Raw genomic sequence first — 1819 nt, 5'->3', positions numbered from 1 at the left:
CGTCTACCGAAGCTACGTCTTGCAGGGCGTTGGTACTGCTGGACACAGTTTCCAAACCCTGCGGCCTCCCTTGGGAGGCTTTCTATGACACGCTCAATAGGGGCAATTGAAACTCGATGGAGGTTACCTTCCAGCACGCGAACCCCCACTCTGGGCACGAGTCGGTACTAATCCGACTCTCAGGGGACGTGACTGACCAGACAGCGTGTATCCTCTTCGATTCAGGCACGGACGTCGACGTCGATGGGCTACTCGGGGACGACGAATACCTCACCGCAATCGTTCTCACCCATGCCCATCTGGACCATTACGCAACCCTGGGCACGAATCTGCGTGATGGTGCTCCAGTCTACACGTCCGAACCGACGGCGGCTATCCTCGACACTGTCCTGACCGAAGCAGCAACCAACTACGACATCTCGAACGTCGACGCTGTCGTCGACGCACTCGAACCGATCTCGGACTGGACGACAGTCCTGGGCGATATCGAACTCCGTCCCGTTCCAGCGGGACACACCCCTGGAGCAGCAGGCTTTCTGCTTCGGTTCGACGACGGTGGTGAGCCCAGAACGATGCTCGTGACCGGAGACTGGACGCAACGTTCTGCCGCCGGCTTCCCCGGTCTCCCCACGACACTCTCGCCCGATGCCGTCTTCCTGACCGGAGCGACGAACGAGGAGTTCGAGAGCGAACTTACAGCCGGCGTCGAAACGATTCTCGAGCGCGTCCAGGCCGGGTCGACGGTGCTCGTCACCGCCAGTGGACTGGCCGGCGTTCACATCGCCGCACTCCTGGCCGAACTCGACACGATCGACATCGATCCGCCAACAGTCTCGATTACTGGTCACGCCGCGAAACTGTACGAGACCCTCGGGTACGAACATCCCACTGTAACGTCTGTTCCGACGTTCGACAATCCCGATGGTATTCTCGACCCAGGCGCGGTGACCATTGCCGGACCGGAAGTCCCTGTCGAGGGGAGCGCGGCGAAGTTCTTCGACCGTGTCCAGGACGACGCTGGCGCGACGCTGATACAGCTCACGAGCGGGAGCGTTTCGGCAGTCGAGTCTGCTGGCTGTACTGTCGACCGCTTCCAGTACAGCAACCATCCACCAGAGGCCGCCGTCGACGACCTCGTCGAAGACCTCGCCCCGAGACAGGTCGTCATCATGCACCAGTCCGGACCAGCACTCTCCCGGTACAAGGACCGTTACGATAGCTTTGTGTGGGCAACGACGGACCGGGATGAATACAGAATCTACGAGGACGGGACGTGGGTCGCACCACCCTGGGTGAACGACCGTGTCGCCCGTCGGCTTCGCAGCCAGCAGTACGGGAACGGGAGCAGCCTCGGCTCGTTCATCGACACTGAGAGAGCATTCCCCGACGTCGAACGGAGTGAAATCAGGCTCGAGGCAGAGGGACTCGATGACCCCTCGTTCAGGACCCGGTTTCAGCAATCCGACCCGGAACTACCGAAATCGAAATCGGCGACTCAGCATACTGATTCGCCGGTCGTAAGCGAGGATACGGATATTCTCGAGCACGTCGACGAAATCGAGTCACGGCTTTCCCGACTCGAGGAGGCCCTCACAGACAGAGAGGGTGCAGATTACGGGATTCATCAGGTTCGTGTCGTCGACGCCGGCGACGGGAGTCTGTTCCTGCGTCTTTGCAACCCAGACGACGTAGCGCAGAGCCTGAACCATGGAGATAAAGTAACGAGAGGGTGTCATAGAACGATTACCACACCAAGGAGCAGGGTGAACGCTGAGGTGGAATGAGTTCAGCGACCCTGCAAGATGCTCCTTCGGTAGAG

The 1819-nt window shown here is 60.0% G+C and carries 1 protein-coding gene; it reads left to right on the top strand.

Features of this window, described 5'->3' with window-relative positions; all coding sequences use genetic code 11:
* Positions 1-116 precede the first annotated feature (116 nt).
* Entirely contained in the window at positions 117-1784 is a 1668-nt protein-coding gene (locus tag BLT27_RS18920) for an MBL fold metallo-hydrolase (protein WP_089736695.1), read from the top strand.
* Positions 1785-1819 lie beyond the last annotated feature (35 nt).

Source organism: Haloarchaeobius iranensis, assembly GCF_900103505.1.
GTDB lineage: Archaea > Halobacteriota > Halobacteria > Halobacteriales > Natrialbaceae > Haloarchaeobius > Haloarchaeobius iranensis.
Note: the sequence above shows the minus strand (reverse complement) of the source record. Positions and strands in the feature narration are given on the sequence as shown.